Annotated in this window: 16 protein-coding genes; 7 read left to right on the top strand and 9 right to left on the bottom strand. The window is 76.8% G+C overall.

The window, feature by feature from the left end; genetic code table 11:
- Positions 1–8 precede the first annotated feature (8 nt).
- From ACFV3R_RS12790 to ACFV3R_RS12780, 3 genes are read right to left on the bottom strand one after another with little or no spacing between them, the layout of a single operon-like run.
- On the bottom strand, positions 9–1,547 hold the full coding sequence (locus ACFV3R_RS12790) for a mannitol dehydrogenase family protein (RefSeq protein WP_385580116.1): 1,539 nt from the start codon (positions 1,545–1,547) through the stop codon (positions 9–11).
- Positions 1,544–2,680: an NAD(P)-dependent alcohol dehydrogenase gene (locus tag ACFV3R_RS12785; protein ID WP_385580113.1), complete on the bottom strand. Its 1,137-nt coding sequence runs from the start codon at positions 2,678–2,680 to the stop codon at positions 1,544–1,546. Before ACFV3R_RS12785 ends, ACFV3R_RS12790 begins: the two co-directional genes overlap by 4 nt.
- 57 nt (positions 2,681–2,737) lie before the next feature.
- Positions 2,738–4,144, bottom strand: coding sequence for an MFS transporter (locus ACFV3R_RS12780; RefSeq protein ID WP_385580110.1), 1,407 nt, complete (start codon positions 4,142–4,144; stop codon positions 2,738–2,740).
- 84 nt (positions 4,145–4,228) lie between these two features.
- Between ACFV3R_RS12780 and ACFV3R_RS12775 the strand changes: the two genes are divergently transcribed.
- The 4 genes from ACFV3R_RS12775 (at position 4,229) to ACFV3R_RS12760 (ending at position 8,928) form a co-directional block, all read left to right on the top strand.
- On the top strand, positions 4,229–5,020 hold the full coding sequence (locus ACFV3R_RS12775; RefSeq protein ID WP_385580107.1) for a GntR family transcriptional regulator: 792 nt from the start codon (positions 4,229–4,231) through the stop codon (positions 5,018–5,020).
- 313 nt (positions 5,021–5,333) lie between these two features.
- Positions 5,334–6,641 (top strand): lycopene cyclase family protein, encoded by a 1,308-nt coding sequence (locus ACFV3R_RS12770; protein WP_385580104.1) that lies wholly within the window; start codon positions 5,334–5,336, stop codon positions 6,639–6,641.
- On the top strand, positions 6,638–7,369 hold the full coding sequence (locus tag ACFV3R_RS12765) for a class I SAM-dependent methyltransferase (RefSeq protein ID WP_385580101.1): 732 nt from the start codon (positions 6,638–6,640) through the stop codon (positions 7,367–7,369). Before ACFV3R_RS12770 ends, ACFV3R_RS12765 begins: the two co-directional genes overlap by 4 nt.
- A complete protein-coding gene (locus ACFV3R_RS12760) occupies positions 7,366–8,928 on the top strand; it encodes an FAD-dependent oxidoreductase (RefSeq protein WP_385580097.1) in 1,563 nt (520 codons plus the stop codon). The genes ACFV3R_RS12765 and ACFV3R_RS12760 overlap by 4 nt, the downstream gene beginning before the upstream one ends.
- A 48-nt stretch (positions 8,929–8,976) precedes the next feature.
- On the opposite strand, the gene ACFV3R_RS12755 is transcribed toward ACFV3R_RS12760, so the two are convergent.
- From ACFV3R_RS12755 to ACFV3R_RS12730, 6 genes are all read right to left on the bottom strand, one after another.
- Positions 8,977–9,975 (bottom strand): DUF5914 domain-containing protein, encoded by a 999-nt coding sequence (locus tag ACFV3R_RS12755; RefSeq protein WP_385580518.1) that lies wholly within the window; start codon positions 9,973–9,975, stop codon positions 8,977–8,979.
- 65 nt (positions 9,976–10,040) lie between these two features.
- Complete coding sequence (locus ACFV3R_RS12750; protein WP_385580515.1) at positions 10,041–11,066, bottom strand: phytoene/squalene synthase family protein; 1,026 nt, start codon at positions 11,064–11,066, stop codon at positions 10,041–10,043.
- 65 nt (positions 11,067–11,131) lie between these two features.
- Positions 11,132–12,682 (bottom strand): phytoene desaturase family protein, encoded by a 1,551-nt coding sequence (gene crtI / locus ACFV3R_RS12745; RefSeq protein ID WP_385580094.1) that lies wholly within the window; start codon positions 12,680–12,682, stop codon positions 11,132–11,134.
- The gene (locus ACFV3R_RS12740) at positions 12,679–13,983 is read right to left on the bottom strand and encodes a polyprenyl synthetase family protein (protein WP_385580091.1); all 1,305 of its coding nucleotides are present in this window, start codon (positions 13,981–13,983) and stop codon (positions 12,679–12,681) included. The genes crtI and ACFV3R_RS12740 overlap by 4 nt, the downstream gene beginning before the upstream one ends.
- A gap of 255 nt (positions 13,984–14,238) precedes the next feature.
- Positions 14,239–16,335: an MMPL family transporter gene (locus tag ACFV3R_RS12735; protein WP_385580088.1), complete on the bottom strand. Its 2,097-nt coding sequence runs from the start codon at positions 16,333–16,335 to the stop codon at positions 14,239–14,241.
- Positions 16,336–16,439: 104 nt separating this feature from the next.
- The gene (locus tag ACFV3R_RS12730) at positions 16,440–16,925 is read right to left on the bottom strand and encodes a MarR family winged helix-turn-helix transcriptional regulator (protein ID WP_385580085.1); all 486 of its coding nucleotides are present in this window, start codon (positions 16,923–16,925) and stop codon (positions 16,440–16,442) included.
- 110 nt (positions 16,926–17,035) lie between these two features.
- On the opposite strand from ACFV3R_RS12730, the gene ACFV3R_RS12725 reads away from it, so the two are divergent.
- From ACFV3R_RS12725 to ACFV3R_RS12715, 3 genes are read left to right on the top strand one after another with little or no spacing between them, the layout of a single operon-like run.
- Positions 17,036–18,586, top strand: a complete 1,551-nt coding sequence (locus ACFV3R_RS12725) for an SDR family oxidoreductase (protein WP_385580081.1) — start codon at positions 17,036–17,038, stop codon at positions 18,584–18,586.
- A gap of 48 nt (positions 18,587–18,634) precedes the next feature.
- Entirely contained in the window at positions 18,635–20,005 is a 1,371-nt protein-coding gene (locus tag ACFV3R_RS12720) for a cryptochrome/photolyase family protein (protein WP_385580078.1), read from the top strand.
- Between the two features lie 34 nt (positions 20,006–20,039).
- Positions 20,040–21,581 carry a cryptochrome/photolyase family protein gene (locus ACFV3R_RS12715; RefSeq protein ID WP_385580075.1) on the top strand — a complete coding sequence of 514 codons (1,542 nt, stop codon included), beginning with the start codon at positions 20,040–20,042 and terminating at the stop codon, positions 21,579–21,581.
- Positions 21,582–21,592 lie beyond the last annotated feature (11 nt).

Genomic DNA, 21,592 nt, shown 5'->3' with positions numbered 1-21,592 from the left:
TGGGGCGGTCAGGCCCCGTCGGCGAGCGTCTTCGCCAGCGAGGCGGTGACCTGGTGGGCGCCGTGCCGGGCCAGTGCCTCGGCGTGCTCGGCGACCGCGGTGACCAGCGCCGGGTCGGTGGCGAGTGGGGGCGGCAGCAGCCCGCCCTCGGCCAGCAGCAGCGCGGTGCGCTGCCGGCCGCCCACGGCCCGGGCGGCCAGGGCGCGCAGCCGGCCGGCCGCCGGGTCGCAGACCTCACCGAGCGCCGCCGCGTCGTAGGCCTCCGTCCCGCCGGTGACCACGTGCAGGTACGCGGCCAGGCCGAGCGCCACCACCGGCGGGCAGTCCCCGGCGCGCAGACCGTGCGCGAGGACGGCCGGCCACCGCACCGGGATCTTGAGCGAGCCGTCGGCGGCGACCTGCGCGGTGCGGTGGCCCAGCGCCCGGTTGGTGAAGCGGGTCAGCAACTCCTCGACGTAGCCGGGCCCGTCGACGCCGGGCGGCGGGGTGAGCGTCGGCAGGATCTCTTGGAGCATGGCGTGGCGCACCACGGCGTGCAGCGCCGGATCGGAGGCCGCGTCGGCCATCAGCGCGTGGCCGCCGAGCAGGCCCAGGTAGGCCAGGAGCGAGTGGGCGCCGTTGAGCAGCCGCAGCTTCATCAACTCGTAGGCGCTGACCTCCTCGTGCGAAGCGGCCAGCACCGCGCCCGCAGCCCGCTCCCAGGCGGGCCGGCCCGCGGCGAACTCGTCCTGCACCACCCACAGCCGGTAGGGCTCGGCCGGCACCGGCACCGTGTCGCGCAGTCCGAAGCAGCGGGCCACCAGGTCCCGGTGGTCCTCGGTGGTGGCCGGCACGATGCGGTCCACCATGCTGCCGGGCGTGGCGACGGCCCGGGAGAGGTACGGCAGCAGCTCCTCGCGCTCGGCGGCCGGCAGCCCTTCGGTGAACTCCCGCAGCAGCCGGGCCAGCTGGGCACCGTTGTCGCTGAGGTTGTCGCAGGAGAGCAGGGTGAGGGGTGCGGCGTGGCTGCGCACCCGCTGCTGGAGGCCGCGCACCAGCAGGCCCGGCGTGGTGCGCGGCGGGCCCACGCCCGCCAGGTCGGCGGCCACCTCGGGGTCGTCGGTGTCCAGCGCCCCGCCGGGCCCGGACCGGTAGCCCTTCTCCGTCACGGTCAGGGTCACGATGCGGGTGGTGGCGGAGCCGAGGGCGGCCACCACCTCGGCGCCCTGCTCGCGGGCGGAGAGCCCGGGCCCGTGGACACCCGGCACCTCGGCGGCGACCGATCCGCCGCCGGCCAGGGTCAGGACCGTGTAGAGGCCGTCCTGGGCGGCCATCTCGGCGATCACCGGGCGGGCGTGCGCGCGGCGGCTGGTGGCGACACCGGTGATGCCCCAGGGCCCGGGCTCGTGCTGCAGCGCCTCGGCGGTCAGCACCGCCTGGTGGGCGCGGTGGAAGTTGCCCAGGCCCAGGTGGACGATGCCCTGCTCGGGCACGGCGGCGGGCCGGCGGATGCCGGGGACCGGCAGGTGCGCGCGGGACAGGCGGGGGGCGGTGGCCGGTTCGGTCACGAGCGGGCCTCCTTCGCGGTGGTGGCGGCACCGGCGGCGGGGGACCGGCCGGGGACGACGAGGACCTTGAGCTGGTCGCGGTCGGTCAGCGCGGTCTCCAGCGCCTGCGGAGCCTGCTCCAACGGGAAGGTGGCGGTGACCAGTTCGGCCAGGCGGACCCGGCCCGAGGCGGCCAGCGCCACGGCAGCCGGGAAGTCGCCCGCGCTGTAGCGGAAGGCCGTGGTCAGGGTGATCTCCTGGCGCTGCGCCCAGGCCAGCGGCAGGGCGGTGGTGTCGGAGGTGGGGTTGCCGACCACGACCGCGGTGCCGCCGGGGCGCAGCCGGGTCAGCCCCGCCGCCAGGGCGGTGGCGTTGCCCGAGCAGTCCAGGGCCACGTCGAAGCCCGCGGGATCGGCGAGCGTCGCGGCGGGGCCGGGCGGCAGTTCCGCGGCGTCGTGGACGGCGCTCGCGCCCAGCCCCGCGGCGCACCGCAACCGGGCCGCCGAGACGTCGCTGACCTCCACCGCCGCGGCGCCCGCGGCCAGCGCGACCTGGAGCACCAGCAGCCCGATCGGCCCGGCGCCGGTCACCAGCACCCGGTCGCCGACGGTGACGCCGGCCCGCCGCACCGCGTGCACCGCCACGGCGAGCGGCTCCACCAGCGCGCCCTCGCGCACCGCGAGCCCCTCGGGCAGCGGGTGGACGAAGTCCTCGGGGACCAGTACCCGTTCGCTCAGCGCGCCGTCGGTGGGCGGGGAGCCGAAGCAGGTGCCGCGGGGGCACTGGTGGTAGCGGCCGGACCGGCAGGCGGCACACCGCCCGCAGGGGTGGGCGGGCTCGACGGCCACGGGCGTGCCGAGGGCGTGGCGGTCGGCGCCAGGACCGGTCGCCAGGACGACGCCGCTCGCCTCGTGGCCCAGGACGGTCGGCTGCCGCAGGACGTTGGGCCCGTTCCTGCCGTCCGCGTAGTAGTGCAGGTCCGAGCCGCACAGCCCGACGGCAGCGACCCGCACCAGCACCTGTCCGGGACCGGGTACGGGTACGGGACGGTCCGAGACGCGCAGGTCGCGCGGTCCGTGGAGGACGGCGGCCCGCTGGTGGGCGGGTGTCGCGACGGCCGGTCGGACAGGTCGGACGGGTTCGGCGGAGGGCACGGGGGGCTCCTTCTGGTGCGGGTGAAGCGGTCGAGCGGGTGTGGCGTGCGGGTCGCCTCAGGCGGTCGCGGCCGGCGGGGCGAGCGGCTCCACGCGGCGGACGACGAAGGCGTAGGTGAGGGCGCCGACCACCGAGAGGCCGCCGGAGAGCACTAGCGGGACCAGGTAGGAGCCGCCGGACGCGGTCAGCAGCAGGCCGGTGACGATGGGGCCGAGGACACCCGCCACGTTGGAGGCGAAGTTCTGGATGCCGCTGAGGGAGGCGACGTGGCCGGGGGTGGGGGCGACGTCCGCGGGCAGGGAGGCCACGCTGGCGGTGGAGAACGTCAGCGTCGCGTAGCTGACCGACAGCAGGGTCAGCGCGCCCCAGGCGGTGGGGACGATGACGGCGAAGGCGATGACGGAGGACCCCAGGGTGCCGCTGACCAGGCAGGTCTTGCGGACCTTCGTCAGGGACCAGCCGCGGCGCAGCAGCCGGTCCGCACTCCAGCCGCCCGCGAGGCTGCCGAGGATGGCGACCAGCCCGGGGACGGTGCCGAAGAAGCCGAGTTGGAGCAGGTCGAAGCCGCGCTCGTCGACGAGGTAGCTGGGGAACCAGGTGATGAAGAAGTAGATGACGTAGTTGAGGCAGAAGAAGCCGATCATCATGCCCCACACCGTCCGGTAGCGGAACAGGTCACGCCACCGCAGGTCTGCGGGCTGCGCCGGGCCGCTCGTCGCCGCGGCCGGGGCACCGTCCGCGGACTCCAGCCGGGCGCCGCCCTGCGCTATGTAGCGGCGCTCCTCCTCGGTCAGCTTCGGGTGGTCCTCCGGCTCGCGGTACCACTTCAGCCAGGCCGCCAGCCACACCAGCCCGGCCAGGCCGATGATGGCGAAGGCCGCGCGCCAGTGCAGCCACGCCACCAGCACGGTGATCAGCGGCAGGGCGAGCGCGGTGCCCACCCGGGAGCCGTTGTCCCAGACGCTGTTGGCCAGGGTGCGCTCCCGGGCCGGGAACCAGCGCGAGACAGCCTTGGCGGGCGCCGGGTACCCGGACGCCTCGCCGACGCCCATCAGCAGGCGGGTGGTCACCAGCGAACCCACACCGCGCACCAGCGCCATGCTCGCCGTCGCCAGCGACCACCACAGGGCGCCGAGGGCGAAGACGGGCTTGACCCCGAGCTTGTCCAGCAGCCACCCGGAGGGGAGCTGGCACAGGGCGTACGTCACGAAGAAGGAGCTGAGCACCAGACCCTGGGTGCTCTGGCTGATGTGGAGGTCCTTCGCCATGGTGGGCAGCGCCACGCCCAGGGCGGAACGGTCCAGGTAGTTGACGACCAGGCCGGAGAAGCACAGGCCGGCGATGGTCCAGCGGACGTTGCGCCCCCTGCCGCGGGGACGTGGGGTGTCGACGGGGGCGGACGGCGGGGCGCCCGGGGAGCCGGCGGCCGGTGCGGCGGCCCCCGTCGGCGTGGTGATCTTCATTGGTCACGCACCTTCCTGATGACGGCGCGGCTACCATACAAGCCTTGTATGGAAGTGAACAGAGGTGCGTGAGACGATGTGCCCATGCCCACGAACGACGGCCGGCCGCAGGGTCGCGACGACGGTCCCGCTCCCGGCGCCGACCCCGCAGGACCCGGCGCCCCCCGGCAGTCCGGACGCGCCCGCGTCCACACCGAGCTGCGCGCCCGCATCACCTCGCTGCGCCTGCCGCCGGGCAGCCCGCTCTCGGAGAACGAACTCGCCGCCGCCCTCGACGTCAGCCGCACCCCGGTGCGCGAGGCGCTGATACTGCTGGCGGAGGAAGGGCTGGTGGAGGTCTTCCCCAAGCTCGGCTCCTTCGTCTCCCGGATCAGCGTCCCCGCCGTCCTGGAGTCCCAGTTCGTGCGCGAGGCCATCGAGGTCGCCGCGTTGCGGGTGGCCGTCGAGCGCGCCGACGACGCGGCCCTGGCCGCGCTCCGCGACAACCTCGCCCGGCAGCGCGCGGCCTGCGCCGACGACGACGCCCAGGCGTTCTGGGAACTCGACGAGGAGTTCCACCGCACCCTCATGGAGGCCAGCGGCCACCGCACCCTGTGGCGGACCGTCACCACCGCCAAGGCGCACCTGGACCGGGCCCGGCGGCTGAGCCTGCCGCTGCCGCAGCGGCTGCGGGACCTGACCGGCGAGCACACCGCGGTCGTCGACGCCCTCGCCGACCGGGACGCCCCGCGCGCCGAGGAGACCCTCCGCGCCCACCTCCAGGGCGTCTTCGACGACATCCAGACCATCCGGGCCCGCAGCCCCGAACTCTTCGAGAGCGACACCGGCCCCGTAACCCCCGTCCGGCGCCGGGTCCACCCCCGCGACCGTCGCTGACCCGGGCCCCGGGCCTGCCGCGGGCCGGGGCTCCCGCACCCGCCGCCGAACCGGGCACCGGCCACCTCCGGCACCCGCCCCGCGCAGCACCCGCCCGGCCCAGCGTCCGCCCGACACGCGGCCGGCCCGCAGGCGCCTGCCGTCACCGGCCGCCGCGGTAGGCGATGCTGGAGCGGCCGAGGACCCGGCGCGCCCCCGTGCCGCCGGACCGGCGCCCGCCCCGCGCCCTCCGCAGCAGCCCCGCCCCGGCCCCACCCCCGGTGCGGCGGGGCCGCGCGGACGGCGGGGCGCAGCCGTGACGAGGGAGCCGCCCGTGCGCGACGTGCGCAGAACCCCCCGCGGGACCGCCCGCGGCGACGTGGACGTGGTCATCGTCGGCGCGGGCGCCGCCGGCCTCTCCCTCGCCCACCACCTCGCCGCCCCGCCCCCCGGGCTGCCGCGCCCCACCGTCGCCCTCCTCGACGCGCCACCCGGCCCGCTGCGCCCACCGGAGCGCACCTGGTGCTACTGGGAGGCGCCCGGCGGCCCCTGGGACACGGTGCTGGCCGCCTCCTGGGAGCGGCTGCGGCTGCGCCGTCCCGACGGCCGCGCCGTCGAGGGACGACCGTCGGGCCTGCGCTACAAGATGCTGCGCTCCACCGACTTCGCCGCGCAGGTGTCCGCTCGCATCGAGGGCACCCCCGGCTTCCGGCGGACGACCGCCACCGTCGAGACGGTCCTCGGCCACCGCGAACACGCCGAGGTCCACGGCACCGACGCCGGCGGACGCCCCGTCACCCTCCGGGCCCGCTGGGTCTTCGACTCCCGCCCGCCACCCACCCTGCCGCCTGCCCGCACCACCCTCCTCCAGCACTTCCGCGGCTGGTTCGTCCGCACCCGGCACCCGGCCTTCGACCCCGGGACCGCCGACCTGATGGACTTCCGCACCCCGCAACCCGCCCACGGCCTGTCCTTCGCCTACGTCCTGCCGCTCAACACCCGCGAAGCCCTCGTGGAGTACACCGAGTTCGGCCCCACCACCCTGACCGGCGCCGGCTACGACGCGGCCCTGCGCCACCACCTCCACCGGGTGCTGGGGCTGGGCGGCTACGAGGTCCGCCACGTCGAGGGCGGCGTCATCCCGATGACCGACGCCCGCTTCCCCCGCAACCCCGCCCCCCGCGTCTTCCGCATCGGCACCGCCGGCGGCGCCACCCGGCCCGCCACCGGCTACACCTTCGCCGCCGTCCAGCGCCAGTCGCGCGCCGTCGCCGCCCTCCTCCACCACGGCCGCACCCCCCATCCGCCGCCACCCCACCGCGCCCGCTCCCGCGCCATGGACGCCGTCCTGCTGCGCGCCCTGGACCGGGGCAGGGTGGACGGGGCCGCCTTCTTCTGCGACCTCTTCGACCGGGTCCCCACCGAGCAGGTGCTGCGCTTCCTCGACGGGGAGAGCCGGCCCGTCGAGGACCTCCGCATCGGCCTGCGCACCCCGGTGGCGCCCATGCTGCGCACCACCCTCGAACTGCCCTGGCTGCGCCGCCGGACACCGCCCCCGCCACCGCCCCACCCGGCGCCCGCGCCACCCCCGCCGGCCCACCGCCCGCCCGCGGCCCTCACCCCACCCGGAAGTGACCGATGACGACGACGCTCCTGCGCGACCACGACCTCGCCGCGGCCTTCGACCGCGGCGCCGACAGCTACGACCGGCTGGTGGCCCTCAACCCCGGCTACCACGCCCACCTGCGGCGCTCCGCCCGCCGCCTGCAACTGCCCGGCGGCGGGGCGGGCCTGCGGGTGCTCGACCTCGGCTGCGGAACGGGCGCCTCCACCGCCGCGCTGCTCGCCACGGCCCCCGCGGCGGAGATCGTCGCCGTGGACGCCTCCGCAGGGATGCTGGCACGGGCCGCCGCCAAGGACTGGCCCGACCGGGTCACCTTCCGCCAGGCCCCCGCCGAAGCACTCGCCGAAGCAGGCGTCACCGGCCCCTTCGACGCCGTGTTCGCCGCCTACCTGCTGCGCAACGTCACCGACCCCGACCACGTCCTGGCCCAGGTCCGCGACCTGCTGGCCCCCGGCGGCCGGCTCGCCGTCCACGAGTACACCCTCAGCGGCAGCCGGGCCCACCGGGCGGTGTGGGCCGCGGTGTGCCGCGCCGTCGTCCAGCCGGCGGGCACCCTCGCCGGCGACCGCGACCTCTACCGCCATCTGCGGCGCTCCGTCGTCGACTTCGACACCGTCGGCACCCTCCGCGGCCGGCTGCGGTGCGCCGGCTTCACCGGGGTCCGGGCCCTGCCGATGCCGGGCTGGCCCACCGGCGTCCTGCACACCCTCCTCGCCCGCACGCCCCGCCCCGGGGAGACGGTGTGAGGGCGGGCGTCCCCCGTCCCGCAGCGCCCCGCCACGGCCGTGACCGCCGCGCCCGCGTCCTGCACCCCGCCCCCGGCCGCCCCCGCTTCGAGGGCGCCGACCCGCCAGCCGTGGCCGTCGTCGGCGGCGGCATCGCGGGCCTGGCCGCCGCCACCTGCCTGGCCGAACGCGGCGTACGGGTCACGCTGTTCGAGCGCGAGGAGCAGCTCGGCGGCCGGCTGGCCGGGTGGGCCACCCGGCTCGCCGACGGCTCCGCCGCCACCATGAGCCGCGGCTTCCACGCCTTCTTCCGCCAGTACTACAACCTCCGCGGCCTGCTGCGCCGCGTCGACCCCGCCCTGCGCAGCCTCACCCCGCTCGCCGACTACCCGCTGCGCCACAGCGGCGGCGGACAGGACTCCTTCGCCCGCGTCCCGCGCACCCCGCCGCTCAGCGCCGCCGGCTTCGTCGCCCTCAGCCCCAGCTTCGGCGCCCGCGACCTGCTGGGCATGGACCCGCGGGCCGCACTGCCCCTGCTCGACGTGCGGGTGCCGCAGATCCACCGGCAGCTCGACGAGGTCAGCGCCACCGACTTCCTGGAGCGCATCCGCTTCCCCCGGGCCGCCCGCCACCTCGCCTTCGAGGTGTTCTCCCGCAGCTTCTTCGTCGACCCGGCCGAACTCTCCGCCGCCGAGCTGGCCCTGATGTTCCACATCTACTTCCTGGGCTCCGCGGAGGGCCTCCTCTTCGACGTGCCCGACGAGCCCTACCCGCAGGCCCTGTGGCAGCCGCTCGGCCGCTACCTGCGCTCGCACGGCACCGAACTGCGGACGGGGACGGCCGTGGACCGCGTCGCTCCCGCGCCGGGCGGCGGCATGACGGTCGAAGCCGAGGGCACCGCCGGCCACCACGACGCGGTCGTCCTCGCCCTGGACACCGCGGGACTGCGCACGGTCGTGGCCCGCTCACCCGACCTGGCCGACACCGCCTGGCGCTCACGGGTGGCCCGGCTGCGGACCGCCCCGCCCTTCCTCGTCTCCCGCCTGTGGCTGGACCGGCCCGTCGCCGCCGGACGGCCCGGCTTCCTGGGGACCGGCGGCTTCGGCCCGCTGGACAACGTCAGCGTCCTGTCCGCCTGGGAGGGCGAGGCGGCCCGCTGGGCGGCGCGCACCAAAGGCGCCGTGCTGGAACTGCACGCCTACGCCGTGGACCCCGCCGCCGACCGGGCCGCGGTACAGGCCGAACTCCTCACCCAGCTCCACCGCGTCTACCCCGAGTGCCGGGACGCCCGGGTACTCGACGCCCGCCACGAGTGGCGCGCCGACTGCCCGCACTTCCCGGTCGGCGGCTACCCCGACCGCCCCACCGTCACCACCCCCGACCCGGCGCTGGTCGTCGCCGGCGACCAGGTCCGCACCGGCCTGCCCGTCGCCCTCATGGAACGCGCCGCCACCAGCGGCTTCCTCGCCGCCAACGCCCTGCTGGAACGGTGGGGGGTGCGCGGCCAGACCCTGTGGACGGTGCCGGACCGGGGCCGCTCGGCGCCGCTGCGGGCACTGGCCCGCCTGGCCCGGGAATGAGGGGCCCCGGGTGGACGGGAGCGGGAGCCTGCGTCCACCCGGAGCCCCTCAGCCGGGGAAGCGGCCCGAGGCCCGCAGCTGCCAGCGGCGTTCGGCGTACGCCAGGTCGTCGCGCCACAACCGGCCCGCCGCCGCACGCACCAGCGGCCGCAGCGCCGGGGCCGCCGCGCGGGCCACGGCGAAACCGCGCCGGTCCGAGCAGGCCACCACCGCCTCCACCACGGCCGTCCGGGGGCGGCCCGCCGCGTCCGGGGACAGTGGCGTGGCGTGCGTCTCCACGACCGAGCCGACGCCCTCACCCGCCGTGATGTGCATGACGACCGTCCGCGGCTCGGGCGCGGTGAACTCCGCCCGCACCGGGACCACCGCCCGCCCGGCGACCTTGAAGGAGACGTCGAGGACGAAGGCGTCGCACGAGGCCGCCGCGCCACCCGCCCCGTCCGCCGCCTCGGGCGCGCTCACCACCGTGAGGTCCACGAACGAGTACGGGTGGAACCACGCGCCGTGCCACGGGTCCAGGCGGTTGGCGACCACGTCCTCCGGCTCGCAGACCCCCACCCCCGACCACACCGCGGCCAGCGAGGCGGCGGCCGGCGGACGCACCGGCAGCACCGGGCACGCGGTCGGCTCCTCACCGCCCACCGCGTCCAGCCGCACCCACACCAGGAGCCCGTCGTCGTACGCCGGGAACGGCTCCCAGCCGGTGTACGCGCCGCCCCCCAGCGCCAGCCCGTGCCACCGGCACACCAGCGTCCCGCAGCGCACCGGGCTCTCCCGCAGCGGCGCCCCCAGGTGCGGGCAGGCCCCGGGCCCCGCCACCAGCCGCCCGGCTGCGTTGCGCCAGGCCACCACCTCCACCCCGGCCACCGTCCGCCCGAACGGACGCCTCCCGTCCGGCGGCACCTGACGGGAGGCGCCCAGCACGTACCAGTTGCCACCGGGCCGCGCCTGCGCCCGCTTGAGCGCCTGCGCGATCAGCGACGGCCTGGCCTCCCGCCAGGTCGGCCGCTGCGCCGCCCACGCCACCGGGTCCCGCCGCAGCCGCAACGGGTACCGGCCCGCCCGCCCGGCCGCTCCCGCCCGCCGTCCCGCCGCCTCGTCCTGCCGCCGTGTCACTTTCGCTCCTCCCGCTGCTCCCCGGCCACGGCCGCCGGCCCGGCCGCGGCTCCTGTGCGCGCCGCACACCGCACCCGCGCCGCCAGCACCCGGCCGAGCCCGTCGAGCGCCACCGCGGCCCGCCGCCGCCGCGGCACCACCGCGCGCCGGTGCAGCACCGCGTAGCCGTCGGCGGCGACCGCGTCGAGGATGCCGCCGTAGAGGACGTACGCGGTACGGATGCAGGGCCGCGCCACCGGGTCCAGCATCGGCAGGCCCGGCGCCGCCTCGCGGTACACCCCGAGGGTCAGCTCGGCCGCGGCCCGCAGCGCCCGCGTGATCCGGTGGTCGCGCCGGCCGGTGTCGCGGCTCCAGCGCAGCAGCGCCCGGTCCACGCCGTGCGCCGCGAGCAGGTCGGCCGGCAGGTAGACCCGGCCGCGGTCCAGGTCCTCGCCCACGTCCCGCAGGAAGTTGGTGAGCTGGAAGGCCACCCCGAGCGCCGCGGCGTGCGGCGCGGCCCGCTCCCGGGGGACGACCGTGCCCAGCACCGGCAGCATCTGCAGCCCGATGACCGCGGCCGAGCCGTGCATGTAGCCGTACAGGTCCCGGTAGGTCGGGTAGTCGGTGACCACCAGGTCGCTGCGCATCGACGCCATGAAGTCGGTGAAGTGGCGGTGGTCGATGGCGTACCGGGCCGCGGTGTCGGCCAGGGCCCGCACCACCGGTTCCGGCGAGGAGCGGGCCACCAGCCCGGCCAGCAGCCGCCGCTCCAGCTCCGTCAGCGCCGCCGCCCGCTCGGCGGGACGGGCACCGCCCGCCATGTCGTCGACGATGTCGTCGGCCCAGCGCGCGAAGCCGTACAGGGCGTGGACGGCGGGCCGCCGCGCCGCCGGCAGCAGCCGGGTGGCGAGGAAGTACGTCCTGCCGTGGCGGGCGTTGAGGGCGCGGCACCTCGCGTACGCGGCGCGCAGCCCGGGGTCGGTGACGCCGGCCGCGTCCAGCTCGCGCGCCGCCGCGGCCCCCGGCTGCGGCGGCGGTGGCACCGGGGGGACGGCGGTGGGCAGCGGCGCGGTGGGGGCCGACCGCCTCCTGAAGTCCGTGGTGGTGTTCAAACGTCGCTGGCCTTCCGGGGCAGGGACGGGACGGTGGGGCGCGGGAGGGCCACGGCGGGGCGCGCGGGGCGGGGCCCGGTGACGCGGGCGGCGGCCAGCTTCCCCGAGAGCAGCACCGTGGGCACCCCCACGCCCGGGGTGGTGCCGCACCCGGCGAGCACCGCGTTGGCGACACCCCGCGGCAGGTTGCGGGGCCGGAACGGGCCGGTCTGCGCGAAGGTGTGCGCCGCCGAGAACGGGGTGCCCGCGGCGTGCCCCTGCGCGGCCCAGTCCACCGGTGTCACCAGGCACTCCGCCTCGATCGCCGCCCCCAGCCCCGCCAGACCACGGCCCTCCAGCTCTCGCAGCAGCGCGTCCCGGTAGCCGGGCGCCAGCTCCTGCCAGTCGCGCAGCCCCGGCCCGATCTCGGTGTTGGGGCAGGGAGCCAGGACGTAGTGCAGGTGGCGGCCGGGCGGCGCGAGGCCGGCATCGTGCGTGGTGGGACGGGTGATCAGCAGCGAAGGGTCACTCATCAGCCGCCCGGTGCGCGTCAGTTCGCGGAAGGTGCCCCGCCAGGACGCGCCGAAGGAGATCGTGTGGTGGGCCAGCTGCGGCCAGGTCCGGGTGGTGCCCAGGTGCAGCACCACCGCCGACGGCGAGTGCCGCAACCGCACCGGCCGGCGCGGCGCCCCGCCCAGCAGCCGGTAGCTGACCGGCAGGTCGCAGGTGAGCACCACCGCGTCGCAGGCCACCCGCCCGGGGCCGGTGAGGACCGCGGTGATCCGCTCCCCGCGCCGCTCCAGCCCCGTCACCTCGTGGTGGTAGCGGAACTCCGCGCCGGCCCGGGCCGCCGCCGCGGCCATCGCCTGCGGCAGGGCGTGCATGCCGCCGCGCGGGAAGTACACCCCGGCCACGGTGTCCATGTAGGCGATGACGGCGTAGGCGGCGAGCGCCCGGGCCGGCGGGACCCCCGCGTAGAGCGACTGGAAGGTGAAGACCCGGCGCAGCCGCTCGTCCCGCAGGAACCGCCCCACCCGCGCGTCCAGCCGGGCGAAGCCGCCGAGCGCCGCCAGCCGCGCCAGGTCCGGCTGGAGCAGCTGCCACGGGTTGTCGAAGTTGACGTCGATGAAGCTGCGCATCTGCACCGCGTACAGCCGTTCCAGCCAGGCCCGCAGCCGCCGGTAGCCCAGCGCCTCCCGGTCCCCGGCGAACCGGCGCACCTCCGCCTCCATCGCCTCGGGGCGGGTGTGGACGTCCAGGTGGTCGCCGCCCGCGAACCTGGCCCGGTAGGCCGGGTGCAGCCCGATCAGGTCCAGCCGGTCGTCAAGGCGTTCCCCGACCGCGGCGAACGCCTCCTCGACCAGGCCCGGCATGGTCAGCACGGTCGGCCCGGTGTCCATGAGGTAGCCGCCGTGTGCCAGCCGGCCGGCCCGGCCGCCGGACCCGCCGTCCCGCTCCACGAGTGTCACGCGCCGGCCCGCGCCCAGCAGGTGCAGGGCGGCCGACAACCCGGCGAGGCCGGCCCCGACGACCACGACGTGGTCGGTGCGTCCGCCGACCGTCCTCATCGGGGGCCCGCCCCGCCGGCCGCGGCCGGCCCGGCCGTTCCGGCCGCGGCGTGCACCATCGCGCGCAGCCGCTCCCGGGCCCGGGCGTCGACGTCCGCCCGGTCCAGGGCGGCCAGGCTCCGCGCCACCAGGTCCGCCACCGCCGACTCCACCGCGTCCCGGGCGCCGCCCCGCGCCAGCACCTCCCGCACCCGGTCGAGTTCGGTGTCGGACAGGTCCGGGTCGCCGAGCCGCCGGTCCAGCACCGCGAGCGTGTCCTGCCGCCCCTGCTCCCGGGCCAGGGCGCGGGCCGTGGCCACCAGCGAGGTCGCCTTGCCGGCGCGGACGTCCTCACCGGCCCGCTTGCCGGTGTGCGCCGGGTCGCCGAAGACACCGGCGAGGTCGTCGCGGAGCTGGAAGGCGATGCCGGCGGCCGAACCCGCCGCGCACAGCTCCCGGGTGGTGCGCTCGTCCGCCCCGGCCAGCGCCGCCCCCAGGGCCAGCGGGCGCTCCACGGAGTACGAGGCGCTCTTGAGGTAGGCGGTGCGCAGCGCCCGGGCCGGCGTCCGCTCCCCGGCCACCTGGCCGTGCAGGTCCAGGTACTGTCCCGCCACCATCTCGGTGCGCATCGCCCGCCACACCGCGCCGACGGCCGCCGGCACGCCCGGGGCGAGGTCCGGGCCCGCCAGCGCCTCGGCCACGGTGTCGTCTGCCCAGGCGAGGGCGAGGTCCCCGGCGAGGACGGCGGCGGCCCGGCCCAGCGCCGCCGCCCGCGGCCGGGGCACCGCCCCCGCGTACCGGTCGGCGAGCGCCACGTGCAGGGCGGGTGCGCCCCGCCGCAGCGGCGAGTCGTCCATCACGTCGTCGTGGACGAGCGCGCAGGTCTGCAGGAGTTCGAGGCCGGCCGCCACCCGCAGCGCGGTGCGGGTGCCCGCGGCGTCCGGTGCCGTGCAGGCGCGCAGGCCCCACCACAGGAAGCCGGAGCGCATCCGCTTGCCGCCGGCGGTGAACCGGGCGGTGCGGGTCGCGAGGTCCTCGGCGAACGCCTCGTCCAGCCGGGCCGCCTCCGCCAGCCGGTCGCGGAGCACCTCCGCCAGGGCGGTGCCGACGGCGGCCGGCACGTCCGTGTCGACGGCCGCCGCGTCCAGGTGCTCGAAGGCACCGCCGCCGGGCGCCCGGGCCGCGCCCGGGGCCCCGTCCGTCCCGCCGGGCGGTACCAGGGCGTCCAGGAGCCCGCCGGCGAGGGCCGGGCCCTTCGGGGGCGCGTCGTGCCCGGGGCCCGTGGCGGCGCGGGGCGGCGGTTCCCCTCCGGTGCGGCACATGGCGGTTCCTCTCCTGGAAGGTCCGTCGGCCCGGGGCCGCCGACCGCGCTTCCGCCGCCGGGGGCCCGCCGGGACGCGGTGGGCGCCCACCGGGCCGGACCCGTACCTCCTCACTCCACCAGTGCCACCGCCCCCACCGCCCGCAGCCGCGTCCGGCAGGCACCCGCTCGGGGGAGGCCAACCGGGCGAGCAGCGGCCGCAGGACCGCCGAACGGAGGACCCCGCGCGCCCCGGTGAGGCGCGCCCCGGCCCGCCTCACCCGCCGCCGGCCGCCCGCTCCGGCTCCCCGCGTCCCAGCCTCCCGGGCCACCAGGCGGCCCGGCCCAGGTCCCGCAGCAGCGCCGGGACGAGCAGGGAGCGCACCACCAGCGTGTCCAGCAGCACGCCGAAGGCCACGATGAAGGCGATCTGCACCATGAAGGCGAGGGGGATGACCGAGAGGGCCGCGAAGGTCGCGGCGAGGACCACGCCCGCGGAGGTGATGACGCCGCCGGTGGCGGTGAGCCCCCGCGTCACGCCCTGGCGGGGGCCGACCCGGGCGGTCTCCTCGCGGACACGGGTGGCCAGGAAGATGTTGTAGTCCACGCCCAGCGCGACGAGGAAGACGAAGCCGTACAGGGGCACCGAGGGGTCGCTGGCCTCGAAGCCCAGCAGGTGCCGGAAGACGAGCGCGGCGACTCCCAGGGTGGCGAAGAAGCTCAGTGCCACCGTCGCCACCAGCAGCACCGGCGCGACCAGGCAGCGCAGCAGGAACACCAGGATCACGAGGATGACCAGGAGCACGACCGGCACGATCACCGCGCGGTCGCGTTCGGCGGTGGTCTGGGTGTCGTACTGCTGCGCGGTGTATCCGCCCACCAGGGCGCCGGCCCCCGGCACCCGCCCGACCGCGGCCCGCACCCGCGTGACGGTGTCCTTCGCGGCGTCGCTGTCGGAGGGGTCGGACAGGGTCGCGTCGATCCGCACCCGCCCGTCGACCACCTTCGGCGGCCCGCCACCCGGCCGCCCGGAGGCGGTCACGGGAGCGGCCCCGCTCACCCCGTGGGTGCCGCGGACGGCATGCAGCACGGCCTCGGCGCGGTCGGCGTCGCAGATGACCACCGCGGGGTTGCCGGAGCCGCCGGGGAAGTGCTCGGCGAGGACGTGCTGGGCCGTCACGGACCGCGCCTCGCCGACGAAGAGCTGATCCAGCGGCACGCCCCGGGAGACGAAGGTCGAGGCGAAGCCCGCACACACCAGGAGCACCACCAGCGTCGCGCCCCACACCCGGCGCGGGAAGCGGTCGACGAAGGCCGCCACCCGCGACCACACACCGGGGCCGCCCCGCCGCGCGCCGGGACCGGGACGCCTCGGCCAGTACGCGGCGCGCCCCAGCAGCACGAGCACCGCGGGCAGGAAGGTGAGGGCGCTGAGCAGGGCGCACACGATGCCGATGGCGCCGACGGGACCGAGGGCCCGGTTGTTGGTGAGGTCGCTCAGCAGCAGCGCCAGCAGGCCCAGCGCCACCGTGGCACCGCTGGCGGTGACGGCCTGCCAGGAGCGCCGCAGCGCCGACCGCATCGCCGCGATGCGGTCGGTGTGCTCCGCCAGCTCCTCCCGGTAGCGAGCCGTCAGCAGCAGGGCGTAGTCGGTGGCCGCACCGATCACCAGGATCGAGAGGATGCCCTGCACCTGGCCGTCGACCCGCACCACGTCGTGCCGTGCCAGCGCGTAGACGACCGCGCACGCCAGCCCCAGCGCGAACACCGCCCCCAGGATCACCACCACCGGGAGCAGGACGCTGCGGTAGACCAGCAGCAGGATGACCAGCACGGTGACCAGCGCGACGACCAGCAGCACGCCGTCGATGCCCTTGAACGCGCGGCCGAGGTCGGCCTGGCTCGCGGCCGGCCCGGCCACCTCCACCCGGGTCCCGGGCACCGCGGCGTCGCCGCGCAGCCGGTCCACGGTGTCCGGCAGCCGGGTGCCGAGGTCGGGGCGGAGGGGGACGACGCTCTGCAGGGCCCGGTGGTCCTCCGAGCGCACCACGGGGGAGGGCCGGCCCGCCACCCCCGGGTCGTCAGCCAGGGCGGCCACCGCCCGCCGGACCGCCTGCCGGCGGCCACGGTCCACGGTGCCGCCGGCGGTCCACACCAGGATGGCGGGCAGCGTGCGCCGCTCCTGGAACTCGTCCTGGGCGTCCAGCACCCGGGTGGACTCCGCGCTGCGCGGCAGGAAGGCCGCCTGGTCGTTGGTGGCCACCTCGCTGAGCCGGCCCGCGAAGGGGCCGAGCGTGCCGCCGACGACGAGCCAGACGAGGAGGAGCGCGGCGGGCAGCAGCAGCCGGCGCACCGTGCGGTGTCGAGTGGGCATCTCACTCCCGGGAGCGGCGGGCCGGCGGCCACGGCTGCCGGCACAGTTGTTTCAACGATCGAAACAACTGCTACCCGGAGCCCCGCGGGCCATCCCCGGCCACGTCACCGTTCGGGTGGCCGTACCTTCCGCAGCTCCTCGTTCACCGCGGTCAGGAACCGCAGCACGAGGCCCAGTTCCGCCTCGTCGAACCCGCCCTGTGCGGCACGGCACGCCCCGGCCACCGGACGGAAGAAGTCGGCGGCCACCGCCCGCGCGCCACCCTCGTAGTGCAGCCGGACCACCCGGCGGTCCTCGGCGTCCCGGACGCGGCGCAGGTGACCGGCGCGCTCCAGCCGGTCCAGGCAGGCGGTGACGGCGCCGGGCGTCAGCCCCAGCCGTTCCCGCAACCGTCCCGGCGTCAGGGGCTCGGGGGAGTCCAGGACCAGCGCGAGCGCCTGGACGTCCGTGGGATGAAGGTCCTGTGTGGCCGCGAAGGCGTGCACCACCCGGCCGACCTCGCCGGCCGCACGCCGCAACTGCACCGCCAACGCCGTCGAGACGTCCGGCCCCGGTGTGTCCCCGGTCGCACTGTCCTCGCCACGTGCCACCGTTTCACCCTATCGCCCGGCCGACCCCGTCCCCGAAGGCCGCCGGCGCGCGGAAGTGGCCCAGGACGTGAAGGGTAGGCGTCAGACCTCCCCACGGAACGGAGACGGTGATGAGCGGCGAGGGCGGTGGACGGGAGCGGCTGTGCCTGGTGACCGGCGCCACCGGCTACATCGGTGGCAGGCTGGTCCCCGAACTGCTGGCGGCCGGCTACCGGGTGCGGTGCCTGGCCCGCACCCCCGGCAAGCTCCGCGACCACCCGTGGGCCGACCAGGTGGAGGTGGTCAAGGGCGACGTCACCGACGGGCCCTCGGTCCGCGAGGCCCTGCGCGGCGCCGACGTCGCCTACTACCTGGTGCACGCCATCGGCTCCGGACGCGACTGGGAGGCCACCGACCGCCTCGCCGCGCGGACCTTCGCCGAGCAGGCCCGCGAGGCCGGCCTGCGCCGCCTGGTCTACCTCGGCGGCCTCACCCCGCCCGAGGTCCCCGAACACGAACTCTCCCCGCACCTGCGCTCCCGCGCCGAGACCGGACGCATCCTCCTGGACTCCGGGGTGCCCACCGCGGTACTGCGGGCCGCCGTCATCATCGGCTCCGGCTCGGCCTCCTTCGAGATGCTGCGCTACCTCACCGAACGGCTGCCCGTGATGGTGACGCCGAGCTGGGTCTTCACCCGCATCCAGCCCATCGGCGTCCGGGACGTGCTGCGCTACCTGGTGGGCGCCGCCGCCCTGCCCGAGGACGTCAGCCGCACCTTCGACGTGGGCGGACCCGACATCGTCACCTACCGCGACATGATGCGCTGCTACGCCGAGGTGGCCGCCCTGCCCCGCCGCCTCATCGTGCCCGTGCCCGTCCTCACCCCCGGCCTGTCCAGCCACTGGGTCGGACTGGTCACCCCGGTGCCCGCCGCCATCGCCCGGCCGCTGACGGAGTCGCTCCGCCACGAGGTGGTCTGCCGCGAACACGACATCGCCCGGTACGTGCCCGACCCGCCCGGCCGGCCCGTCCCCCTCACCGAGGCGATCGCCCTGGCCCTGCGACGCGTGCAGGAGGCACAGGTCACCACCCGCTGGTCCTCCGCCTCGCCCCCCGGCGCCCCCAGCGACCCGCTGCCCACCGACCCCGACTGGGCGGGCGGCAGCCTCTACACCGACGAACGGGAACTGCCGGTGGACGCCTCCCGCGAGGCCCTGTGGCGCGTCGTCGAGGGCATCGGCGGCTCCCACGGCTGGTACTCCTTCCCGCTGGCCTGGGCGGTGCGCGGCTGGCTGGACCGGCTCGTCGGCGGCGTCGGCCTGCGCCGGGGCCGACGCGACCCCGAACGCCTGCGGGCCGGCGACTCCCTGGACTTCTGGCGGGTCGAGGAGATCGAACGCGGCCGGCTGCTGCGCCTGCGAGCCGAGATGCGCATGCCGGGCCTGGGCTGGCTGGAGATGCGCGTGGACGACGACGGGCCGGGCCGCTCCCGCTACCGCCAGCGCGCCGTCTTCCACCCGCACGGGCTGCTCGGCCAGGCCTACTGGTGGAGCGTGTCGCCTTTCCACGCCGTCGTCTTCGGCGGCATGGCCCGCAACATCGCGCGCGCCGCCGCCCGGAGCGAACGCACCGGCGGGACACTGCGTCCGGCGCCGGGTCCCGCACCGCCGGCCGGCCCCTGACCACCCCGCCCGCCCCGTCCGCCCCACCCCCCCGGGAACACCTGCCGTATGACCGTCTCCGTCGTCCTCCTCACCGCCAACCTCCGCCTGCACGACAACCCGCCGCTGCGCGCCGCGCTGGACGCCGCCGACACCGTCGTACCGCTCTTCGTCCGCGACGAGGCCATCACCGGCACCGGCTTCGCCTCCCCCAACCGCCGCGCCTTCCTCGCCGACTGCCTCACCGACCTCGACGCGGGCCTGCGGACACGCGGCGGCCGGCTCGTCGTCCGCTCCGGCGACGTCGTCACCGAGGTCTGCCGCCTCGTCACCGAGACCGACGCCAGGGCCGTCCACCTGGCGGGCGGCGTCAGCGGCTACGCCCACCGGCGCGAGGAGCGGCTGCGCAGGGAACTGGAGGGAGTGGGCTGCACGCTCGACGTCCACGACGCGGTGGTGACCGCCGTGCCGCCCGGCGAGGTGACGCCGGCCAGCGGCGACCACATGGCGGTCTTCACGCCCTACTTCCGACGCTGGGAGAAGGAGTCGCTGCGCCGCCCCCTGGCAGCCCCCCGGCGCGTCCCGGTGCCCGAGGGCGTGGGCTCGGAGAAGGTGCCCGCCCGCCGTGACGTCGATGGCGTCTCCCCCGACGTGGCCGAGGGCGGGGAGAGCGCCGGCCGCAGCCGCTTCAGCCAGTGGCGCCGCTCCGGGATGGAGGATTACGCCGAGCGCCACGACGACCTGGCCGGGGACGCCACCTCCCGCCTCTCCCCGCACCTGCACTTCGGCACCCTCTCCCCGGTCGAACTCGTCCACCGCGCCCGGGAGAAGGGCGGACCCGGCGCGGAGGCGTTCGTGCGCCAGCTGGCCTGGCGCGACTTCCACCACCAGGTGCTCGCCGCACGCCCGGAGACGTCCTGGGAGGACTACCGCACCCACCACGACCACTGGCGCACCGAGAAGGGCGCCCGGCGCGAGGTCGCGGCCTGGCGCGAGGGACGCACCGGCTACCCCGTGGTGGACGCGGCGATGCGCCAACTCGCCCACGAGGGCTGGATGCACAACCGCGGCCGGCTGCTCGCCGGCAGCTTCCTCGCCAAGACGCTGTACGTCGACTGGCGGGTGGGCGCCCGCCACTTCCTGGACCTGCTCGTCGACGGTGACATCGCCAACAACCAGATGAACTGGCAGTGGATGGCCGGGACCGGCACCGACACCCGGCCCAACCGGGTCCTCAACCCCGTGGTCCAGGCCAAGAAGTACGACCACGACGGCGACTACGTGCGCCGCTGGGTGCCCGAACTCGCGGACCTGGCCGGCCCCGCCGTCCACGAGCCCTGGAAGCTGGAGCCCTCCGAACGCCGACGGTACGACTACCCCGAACCGGTCGTGGACCTCGGCGACGGCCTGGACCGCTTCCGCCGGGCCCGCGGCAAGTGACCCCGCTCGCCGTACCGGAAGGACGCCTCCGCCCGTGACCCGACCCCACTGGCTCTTCGGAGACCAGCTCGGCCCGCACTTCGCCCGCCCCCGCGGCGAGGGCGCCCCGGACCGCGACGCACCCCTGGTGATGATCGAGTCCCGCGCCGTCCTGCGGCGCCGCCGCTTCCACCGCGCCAAGGCCCACCTGCTGCTCTCCGCCATGCGCCACCGCGCCGCCGAACTCGGCGACCGCGTCACCTACGTCCGCGCCGAGACCTACCGGGAGGGCCTGCACAAGGCCGTCGGAGGCAGCGCGACCACCGTCCACCACCCCACCTCCCGCGCCGCCCTCGCCCTCACCGAGTCCCTGGACAACGTCACCGTGCTGCCCGCGCGGGGCTTCCTCGTCCCTCACGAGGCGTTCGGCCGGTGGGTCGCCGACCACGGCGGCGGCAAGGGGCGCGGCAAGGGCGGCCGGGGCGGCGAGCACCTGCGCCAGGAGGACTTCTACCGGTGGGTGCGCCGCGACCACGACCTCCTCATGGACGGCGACCAGCCGGCCGGCGGACAGTGGAACTACGACCACGACAACCGCGAACCCCCGCCCCGCGACGCCCGCACCCTCGACGCCCCCGCCCCCTACCGGCCCCGCGAGGACGAGATCGACGCCGAGGTCCGCCACGACCTCGACCGCTGGGAGCGCGCCGGGGAGGTCTCCTTCGTCGGCCGGGACGGCCCCCGCCGCCTGCCCGCCACCCGCCGCGAGGCGCTGGCCGCCCTGCGGCGCTTCGTCAGCCACCGGCTGCCCGCGTTCGGCCCCTACGAGGACGCCATGCTCACCGACGACCCCGTCATGAGCCACAGCGTCCTCTCCTCCTCCCTCAACCTCGGCCTGCTCGACCCCGCCGAGTGCGTCGAACGCGCCGAGAAGGCGTGGCGCGAGGGGAAGGCCCCGCTGCGCAGCGTCGAGGGCTACATCCGTCAGGTTGCGGGCTGGCGCGAGTACATGTGGCAGCTGTACTGGCACTTCGGCGAGGACTACCGCCACCGCAACGCCCTGGGGCACCGGCGCGCGCTGCCCGACTGGTGGCTGGAACTGGACGCCGACGCCGTCACCGCGCACTGCCTGCGCACCGTCCTGGCCCAGGTCCGCGACACCGGGTGGACCCACCACATCCCCCGCCTGATGGTCCTCGGCTCCTACGCCCTGCAACGCGGCTGGGACCCGGCGGCCCTCACCGACTGGTTCCACCGCTGCTTCGTCGACGGCTACGACTGGGTCATGCTCACCAACGTCGTCGGGATGTCCCAGTACGCCGACGGGGGCCGGATGACCACCAAGCCCTACACCTCCGGCGGGGCCTACATCGACCGCATGAGCGACCTGTGCGGCGGCTGCGCGTACCGCCCCGGGACACGCGTCGGACCCCGCGGCTGTCCCTACACCGCGGGCTACTGGGCCTTCATGGACCGGCACCGCTCCGCCCTGGCCCACAACCCGCGCACCGCCCGCGCCGTGCACGGCCTGGACCGCCTCTCCGACCTGGAGGAACTGCTGGAACAGGAGCGGGCCCGCGGGGACGCGCCGCCGTGACGGGCTGCGGC

Origin of the sequence: Streptomyces sp. NPDC059740 (genome assembly GCF_042733155.1) — a bacterium.
Taxonomy (GTDB): Bacteria; Actinomycetota; Actinomycetes; order Streptomycetales; family Streptomycetaceae; genus Streptomyces.
This window is presented reverse-complemented; position numbering and strand designations above follow the sequence as displayed.

What these genes read in the sequence shown, in the direction of transcription:
- ACFV3R_RS12780 (WP_385580110.1), bottom strand. Translation starts at nt 4,144, where the DNA reads ATGAAGATCACCACGCCGACGGGGGCCGCCGCACCGGCCGCCGGCTCC.
- ACFV3R_RS12775 (WP_385580107.1), top strand. Translation starts at nt 4,229, where the DNA reads ATGCCCACGAACGACGGCCGGCCGCAGGGTCGCGACGACGGTCCCGCT.
- ACFV3R_RS12765 (WP_385580101.1), top strand. Translation starts at nt 6,638, where the DNA reads ATGACGACGACGCTCCTGCGCGACCACGACCTCGCCGCGGCCTTCGAC.
- crtI (WP_385580094.1), bottom strand. Translation starts at nt 12,682, where the DNA reads ATGAGGACGGTCGGCGGACGCACCGACCACGTCGTGGTCGTCGGGGCC.
- ACFV3R_RS12740 (WP_385580091.1), bottom strand. Translation starts at nt 13,983, where the DNA reads ATGTGCCGCACCGGAGGGGAACCGCCGCCCCGCGCCGCCACGGGCCCC.
- ACFV3R_RS12735 (WP_385580088.1), bottom strand. Translation starts at nt 16,335, where the DNA reads ATGCCCACTCGACACCGCACGGTGCGCCGGCTGCTGCTGCCCGCCGCG.
- ACFV3R_RS12725 (WP_385580081.1), top strand. Translation starts at nt 17,036, where the DNA reads ATGAGCGGCGAGGGCGGTGGACGGGAGCGGCTGTGCCTGGTGACCGGC.
- ACFV3R_RS12720 (WP_385580078.1), top strand. Translation starts at nt 18,635, where the DNA reads ATGACCGTCTCCGTCGTCCTCCTCACCGCCAACCTCCGCCTGCACGAC.